The organism is Amycolatopsis sp. NPDC058340 (genome assembly GCF_042723975.1).
Classification (GTDB): Bacteria; Actinomycetota; Actinomycetes; order Mycobacteriales; family Pseudonocardiaceae; genus Amycolatopsis.
The window spans coordinates 114208-122092 of sequence record NZ_JBHXIB010000012.1; the positions used below are offsets into that span (position 1 = coordinate 114208).

The following is a 7885-nucleotide window of genomic DNA, read 5'->3' on the forward strand; positions in this document are numbered from 1 at the left end:
TCAGGCGGGCCCGGACCCGCTCACCGCGTACTCGGGCCGGGACGCGTCGGCCGCGCGCCGGTCCACAATGGACTGGAGGATCTCGCCGACCCGGACGGCGGTGTTGGACAGCAGCGAAGACGTGATGCCGTGCGTGTGCTCGGTGCCGCCCTGCAGGTAGATCCCGCCGTCGAGCGGCGGTTCGGTGACGATCCGGTAATCGCGCTCGACGCGGAGCCTGCCCTCGTCGTCACGCGCGCAGGTGGCGGCGAGTTCGCCGAGCAACGGGGTCGGATCCGCCGGGCTGTACCCGGTGGCGTACACGACGAAATCCGCGTCGAGCCTGGTCCGTTCGCCGGTCTCCAGCGCCTCGACGGTGACCCGCACCTCGGAGCCGGTGTCGATGACCTCGGTGGGCCGGGAGACGTTGATCAGCTTCAGCCGCTCGATCCCCTGCACCTTCTCGCGGTAGACACGCCGGTACAGCTCGTCGATGAGCTCGATGTCCACGGCCGAGTAGTTGGTCGCGCCGTGGTAGCGCATCAGGCGGTCCTTGACCTCCCCCGGCGCCTCGTAGAACCGCCCGACCGCTTCGGGATCGAAGATGCGGTTGGCGAACGCGCTGTCGTCGGCCGGGCTGTAGCCGTAGCGCGCGAACACCGCGCACACCTCGGCGCGGGGGAAGCGGTCGTGCAGCAGCGCGCTGACCTCCGCCGCGCTCTGGCCGGCGCCGACGACGACGAACCGGCGCGGTTCCTCGGCGGCCATGCCTTCGAGCCGGTGCAGGAGTTCGCTGTTGTGCCAGATCCGTGTGCCCGGCGTCACACCTTCGGGCAGATTCGGCCGGAGGCCGGTGCCCATGACCAGGTTGCGGGCGCGCAGGTTCACCAGTTCGCCGTCGGTGCGGGCGTGCACGTCGAAGAACACGATCTCGTCGCCGTCGAACACCGGCGTGACGGAAAGCACTTCCGTGCCATAGGAAACCAGGTCGTCGACCTTCTCCGCCGCCCATTCGAAGTAGTCGTGGAACTCGATCCGCAACGGGAACAGGTTCTTGTGGTTGATGAAATCGACCAACCGGTCCTTGCTGTGCAGATACGACAGGAAGCTGAACGAACTGGTCGGGTTCCGCATCGTCGCGAGGTCCTTGAGGAAGGACACCTGCATGGTCGCGTTGTCGATCAACATCCCGCGGTGCCAGCCGAAACGCACCTGGCGCTCGAGGAAGTGGGCCGTGACGGTCTCCGCCCCGGGCGCGGCGTTGTGCTCGGTGACGGCGATGGCGAGCGCGAGGTTCGAGGGACCGAACCCGACCCCGACCACGTCGTAGACCGGAACCCGTTCACCGACCACTGCTCGTGCCATCTTGAACCCCTTGCGCGGCTCAGCCGCATCTCGGTACTTCGCAACAAAGACCAGGGAACCCTAACCTAAGTTAGGTGAGGCTCAACTAGTACTTTCAGTGGTGATGTTCATCCCTCGACCAGGAGGAGGCCGGTCCCATGCGGGTCGCCATGTTCGGATACCAGACCTGGGGACACCGCACCCTGCGGGCCTTGATCGACGCGGGCCACGATGTCGCCCTCGTCGTCACCCACCCGAAGAGTGACCACGCCTACGAGAAGATCTGGTCCGACTCGGTCGCGGACCTCGCCGAGGAGAACGGCATCCGCGCGCTCCTGCGGCAGCGTCCCGACGACGCGGAACTGCTGGCGGAGCTGAAGGAAGCCGATCTCGACCTGATCGTCGCCAACAACTGGCGCACCTGGCTGCCGCCCGAGATCTTCGAGATGCCGCGGTACGGCACGCTCAACGTCCACGACTCGCTGCTGCCCGCCTACGCCGGTTTCTCGCCGCTGATCTGGGCGCTCATCAACGGCGAGAAGGAGGTCGGCCTCACCGCCCACATGATGGACGCCGACCTCGACGCGGGTGACATCGTGCTGCAGCGGTCCGTGCCGGTCGGGCCGAAGGACACGACGACCGATCTGTTCCACCGGACGGTCGACCTCATCGCGCCGATCACCACCGAAGCCATCGAGCTGATCGCGAAGGGGAACTTCACCCCGGTCAAACAGGACAGGTCGAAGGCGAGCTTCTTCCACAAGCGCGCCCTTGAGGACAGCCTCATCGACTGGACCTGGCCCGCGGACGAGATCGAGCGGCTCGTGCGCGCCCAGTCCGACCCGTATCCCAACGCCTTCACCTACCACCGCGGCAAGCAGCTGCGCGTGATCCGCTCGTCGGTGTCGGTGGGCCAGTACGGCGGCACCCCCGGCCGGATCTTCATCCGAGAGGGTGAAGGCGTCGTGATCGTCGCCGGCCCCGAGTCGCGCCGCGGCCGGTCGCACGGGCTCGTCATCGAGCGGGTGCGGACCGAGGACGGCACCGAACTGGCCGCGACCGACTACTTCCGCACCATGGGCGGATACCTCACCACCCGCCCCTGACCCTTCGGGCCTCGTGAGTGTTTAGGACGGTTAGAACCGTCCTTGCCACTCACGAGGCCCGATGTACCGACGAGCGGGAGCCACTGGCCGCCGCACCTGTTCGACGCCAGGATGGGGCCCGTGGCCGAGATCGTTTTCGAAGACAGCACCCGTTCCTGGCTCATCCGCACGCCGGCCACGAGCTACGCGCTCAGGCTGACCGAGGACGACGCGCCCTCCCACGTCTACTGGGGCCCGGCGCTCACCGCCGGCCAGCTCGCCGACGTCCTCAGCCGGACCGAGGAACGCTGGGACTCCTTCAACGATCCCAACGAGGGTCTGGACGAGCTCGCCGCCGACGGCGGCACCCGGTACTGGACCCCCGCACTCCAGGTCCGGTTCGCCGACGGGACCCGCGCCCTCGAATGGCGGTACCTCGGCCACGACATCGACGACGATCAGTTGCGCGTCCACTTCCGCGATCGCCACTACCCGCTGCGGATCACGCTCGGCTACCGCGTCCCGGCGGGCACGGACGTCATCGAGCGCTGGACCGAACTCGCCCACGACGGCACGGACGGCCCGATCGAGAGCATCCGCGCCGACTCGGCGACCTGGGTCGTGCCGATCCGGCCGGACTACCGGATCAGCCATGTCACCGGCCGCTGGGCCGCCGAGAGCCAACTGCTCCGCGAACCCGTCCCCCACGGCGAGACCACGTTCGGCAGCAGGCGCGGCATCACCAGCCATCACGCCAATCCGTGGGTGATGCTCGACGACGGCGAAGCCACGGAGCGGCACGGCGAGGTCTACAGCGCCGCGCTCGCGTGGAGCGGTTCGTGGCGGATCACCACCACCCGCTCCTCCACCGGACGGCTCACCGTCACCGGCGGCTCCGGCCAGGACGGCGTCGTCCCCCGGCTCGCGGCCGGCGACACGCTCACCACCCCGGTCTTCGCCGGGCTGTACACCGACGGCGGATTCGGTGCCGCGAGCCGCGCTTGGCACGCGTACACCCTCGCCCACGTCCTTCCGCATCCGGACGAACTCCGGCCGGTGCTCTACAACTCCTGGGAGGCGACGGGTTTCGACGTCACCGAAACCGGGCAACGCGCGCTGGCAGAGAAGGCCGCGGCGCTCGGCGTGGAACTGTTCGTGATGGACGACGGCTGGTTCGGCGCCCGCAGCGGTGATCACGCGGGCCTCGGCGACTGGCAGGTGAACCGCGACAAGTTCCCAGACGGTCTCGAACCGCTCGTCCGCGAAGTGCACCGGCTCGGCATGAAGTTCGGGCTCTGGGTCGAACCCGAAATGGTCAACCCGGACAGCGACCTGTACCGAGCCCACCCGGACTGGGTCCTGCACCATCCACATCGGACACGTTCGGAACTGCGACGCCAACTGGTGCTCAATTTCGCCCGGCCGGATGTCGCCGAATGGGCGTTCGGCACGCTCGACTCCCTCGTCGGCGAGCACGGGATCGACTTCCTGAAATGGGATATGAACCGGCCCTTCAGCGAAGCGGGCTGGCCCGGCGCCGACGACCCGGACACGCTGTGGGTGGGGCACACCCGATCGGTCTACGCGATCATGGACCGCCTGCGCGACCGCCATCCCGGGCTGCGGATCGAGGCGTGCAGCGGCGGTGGCGGGCGGATCGACCTCGGCGTGATGGCCAGGACCGATCAGGTCTGGACCTCCGACAACACCGACGCGCTCGACCGGCTCGTCATCCAGCACGGCCACGGCCAGGTGTACCCGGCGCGCGCGATGTCGGCGTGGGTCACCGACGACCCCAACTTCATCACCCGGCGGTCCACTCCCCTGCGGTTCCGGTTCCACGTCGCGATGGCCGGCGTGCTCGGCATCGGCGGCGACATCGTGAAGTGGCCCGAGGAGGATCTGACCTACGCGCGCGAACAGATCGCGCTGTACAAGGACATCCGGCCGGTCGTCCAGCACGGCAGGCTCCACCGGCTCGTGCCGCCTGCCACCGACGGGGTCTCCGCGCTGCAATACGTGGCGGCCGACGGCGGACGCGCGGTGGTGTTCGTGTTCCGGCAAGCGGCACATTTCCACACTCCCGAACGACCGGTCCGTCTCGACGGTCTCGACCCCGCCGCCCGCTACCGCGACGAGGACACCGGAAAGGTGTGGCACGGTGCCTCGCTCCTGGCACACGGCCTGTTCCCCGGTCTTCCGGACGGCGATTTCGCGAGTGCGGTGATCCGGTTGACGAAGGTTTGAGCCTCACGATAGGTCAGATGTATCGCCGCTTTTCGCCCGCCAAAGGCCGATCGAGCCGCTTGACATCCCCCTAGACATCCGATCGAATGCCGTCGTATATGAGACGTCGTGCATCGCCGCGAGAAGGGTGACTGGGGCATGAGAAGGTCCTTCGCGTTGGGAGCCGCACTACTCCTCGCCGCGAGCCTCACCGGATGCACCGTCGGCGGCGGGACCGACGCCTCCGGTGGCGAGATCACCTTCCTGACGTTCGAGACGCCGAACCTTCCACCGTCCTATTGGGACTCCGCCATCAAACGCGTCACCGACCGCGATCCCGGCCTGCGCGTGAAGAAGCTGGTCGCCCCGTCGACCGACCGCACGGGTTACGCGAAACAACTCCTGCAGTCCGGCCAGTTCCCCGACGTCGCGATCGCGGTCGACTCGGCAGGCTTCGCCGAATCGGGCAACCTCTACGCGTGGACACCCGAGGAGCTCAAGGACTTCCAGTTCCCCGGCGCCAACCCGATCAAGGGCGGGCACCACCAACTGCCCGCGAACACCCAGACCATCCCGCCGATCTACTACAACAAGAAGCTCTTCGCCGACGCCGGGATCACGTCGGCGCCGTCGACCTGGAACGAACTCCTCGCGGCGTCGGAGAAACTGAAGGCGAAGGGCATCACCCCGTTCACCATCGGCGGCGGCAAGGAAGGTTTCCCGTCCGCGATGCTGCTGGACGGCCTGGTCAGCGTCGACGTCTACGGCAAGACACCGGACTGGCTTTCCCGGCGGCGTGCCGACCAGGTCAAGTTCACCGACCCGGCCTTCCAGCAGGCGTTCGGCAAGTTCGCCGACCTGGTGGCCAAGGGCTACCTCGACAAGACCCAAGTCTCGCGGGACTACTCGGCGACCGAGGCGGCCTTCCTCAACGGCGAGGGCGCGATGTACCCGATGGGCAACTGGTTCGCCGCGAGCGCCGACGCCAAGAAGCCGCCGTTCGAGATCGGCGTCTTCAACTTCCCTTCCGAGGACGGGAAACTCGTCGTGCCCGCGTACACCGGTGGCGGCATCGTCGTCAACGCGAAGTCGCGGAACCTCGACGCGGCAAGGAAGTTCGCGCTCGCGTTCCAGCTGGACAAGCAGCAGATCGACGCCTCGGTCAAGGCCGACGGCCTGTTCCCCGCGATCAAGGGCTACACGCCGCCCGCCGACGTCGGCCCGGTCTTCAAAGCGGGATACGAGCTGTACAAGGAAGCCGTCGCGAAGAACGCGGTCGTGAACGCCTTCAGCTGGGAGACCGCGGACGACGGACTGCTGCCGGGCATGAAGGACAAGGTGTACCAGGCCGCGCAGGACGTCATCACCGGCCGCAGAACGGTGGCCGACGCGTGCGCTTTCCTGGACACCGAGTGGGCGAAGGCGCGCTGACACCACGATGCGGAGAAAACCGATGTGGGCGCGGGTGTGGCATTTCGCCTCGTTCGGCGCCCCCGGCGTCGTCGTCTACCTGTGCTTCGTCATGGCGCCGATCCTCATCAGCTTCGGCTACAGCCTGACGAACCACAACCCCTTCAACCCGCCCGCGGAATTCGTCGGCCTCGAGAACTACCGGCTGCTGTTCCAGGACGAGCAGTTCCTGACCGCGCTGCGGGTCACCACCATCCTGACCGTGATCGTCGTGGTCGTGCCGAACCTGCTCGGGCTCGGCGTCGCGGTGCTGCTCGACCGGAAAGGCTGGCTGTACAACGCTTTGCGGAGTGTGTTCTTCACACCCGTGATCCTCAGCTCGGTCGTGGTCAGCATCATCTGGACGAAACTGCTCGACGACCGGGGCCCGGTCAACGACGCGCTCCGCGCCCTCGGCGTCGAGCATCCGCCGGGCTGGCTTTCCGACCCGGATCTGGCGCTGTACTCGGTCGCGTCGATCGTGTGCTGGCAGATGCTCGGGTTCTGCGTGGTCGTGTACCTCGCGGGCTTGCAGGGAGTCCCGGCCGAACTGCTGGAGGCCGCGGAGATCGACGGCGCCGGACCGGTCCGGCGGTTCCGCGCGGTGACCTGGCCGCTGCTCGCGCCATCGCTGACGATCAACACCGTCGTCCTGCTGATCTCGGCGTTCAAGACCTACGACTACGTCAAGGTCGTCACCAACGGCGGGCCGGGTTCGGGGACCACGGCCACCATCGCGTTCGACGTCCTCGCCACCGGCCTCGACGCGAACCACGTCGGCTACGCGTCCGCGATGGCCATGGTGATGCTGGTGATCGTGGCGACCTTGACCACGATCGTGCTGCGTTTCCTGCGGCGGCGGGAGGTGGACCTGTGACGTCGAAACTCCGGCCCGTCGCCGCGATCCTGGTGAGCGCGCTCTTCGCCGTGCCGCTGTACTACGTGCTCGTCAACGTGTTCAAACCCGGCGACCAGATCGCCCGGACGCCGGCGTCGGTCCCGCTGCCACCGACGCCGGCCAACATCCACGCCGTGCTCACCCGGCCCGACGGCCTGTTCTGGGTGAGCCTGGCGAACAGCGTGCTCGTCACCCTGCTGTCGATCCTCGTGCTGACCGTGCTTTCGGCCATGCTCGGGCACTACCTGGCGCGTTCGGCCAAGCGGTGGACCAAAGTGCTCGCGCTGATCCTGTTGGCGGGCTTGATGATCCCGCCACAGGTGATCCTCATCCCGGTCACCGAAGTGCTGCGGCTGACCGGGTTGATGGCGACGATCCAGGGCCTGGTGCTGTTCAACGTCGGCTACTACGTGCCCTTCGGGGTCTTCGTGTTCACCGGGTTCATCCGCGGGGTGCCGGTGGAACTCGAAGAGGCCGCCCTGCTCGACGGCGCGAGCCGGGCGCAGGTGTTCTGGCGGATCGTGTTCCCGCTGCTCCGCCCGGCCACGGCGAGTGTGTTGATCTTCCTCGGCGTGTGGATCTGGAACGACTTCATCGACCCGTTGATCATCCTCGGTCCCAGCCAGGGGACCACGGTCACCACCGGGATCTACCGCTCGATCGGGCAATACCAGGCGGATCTCGGCAGCGTCTTCGCGCTGATGTTCCTGGCGACGCTGCCGGTGCTGATCTTCTATCTGGCGCTGCAGAAACAGTTCGTGAAGGGGCTCACCGGGGGCGCGACCAAGGGCTGACCCCTGCCGCCTCGTGAGTGGCAAGGACGGTTCTAACACGGCGATGCACAAACCAAGGCCCGGCCGCCCCGACTTTGCGGTACGTTGGCGGGGCCCCAGGCCACCCCCCC

At 67.5% G+C, this 7885-nt stretch carries 6 protein-coding genes; 5 read left to right on the forward strand and 1 reads right to left on the reverse strand.

Translation table 11 applies throughout. From position 1 onward, the window contains the following. Positions 1 to 1344: a lysine N(6)-hydroxylase/L-ornithine N(5)-oxygenase family protein gene (locus ACFWIW_RS16940; protein ID WP_378369297.1), complete on the reverse strand. Its 1344-nt coding sequence runs from the start codon at positions 1342 to 1344 to the stop codon at positions 1 to 3. 137 nt (positions 1345 to 1481) lie between these two features. Between ACFWIW_RS16940 and ACFWIW_RS16945 the strand changes: the two genes are divergently transcribed. The 5 genes from ACFWIW_RS16945 (at position 1482) to ACFWIW_RS16965 (ending at position 7775) form a co-directional block, all read left to right on the forward strand. Further along, positions 1482 to 2429: a methionyl-tRNA formyltransferase gene (locus ACFWIW_RS16945; protein ID WP_240598816.1), complete on the forward strand. Its 948-nt coding sequence runs from the start codon at positions 1482 to 1484 to the stop codon at positions 2427 to 2429. 120 nt (positions 2430 to 2549) lie between these two features. After that, positions 2550 to 4655: an alpha-galactosidase gene (locus ACFWIW_RS16950; RefSeq protein ID WP_378369298.1), complete on the forward strand. Its 2106-nt coding sequence runs from the start codon at positions 2550 to 2552 to the stop codon at positions 4653 to 4655. A gap of 138 nt (positions 4656 to 4793) precedes the next feature. Further along, positions 4794 to 6065, forward strand: coding sequence for an extracellular solute-binding protein (locus ACFWIW_RS16955; protein ID WP_378369299.1), 1272 nt, complete (start codon positions 4794 to 4796; stop codon positions 6063 to 6065). A 7-nt stretch (positions 6066 to 6072) separates the two neighbouring features. Beyond that, positions 6073 to 6960 carry a carbohydrate ABC transporter permease gene (locus tag ACFWIW_RS16960; RefSeq protein WP_378369300.1) on the forward strand — a complete coding sequence of 296 codons (888 nt, stop codon included), beginning with the start codon at positions 6073 to 6075 and terminating at the stop codon, positions 6958 to 6960. Then, positions 6957 to 7775, forward strand: a complete 819-nt coding sequence (locus ACFWIW_RS16965; RefSeq protein ID WP_378369301.1) for a carbohydrate ABC transporter permease — start codon at positions 6957 to 6959, stop codon at positions 7773 to 7775. Before ACFWIW_RS16960 ends, ACFWIW_RS16965 begins: the two co-directional genes overlap by 4 nt. Positions 7776 to 7885: the final 110 nt, after the last annotated feature.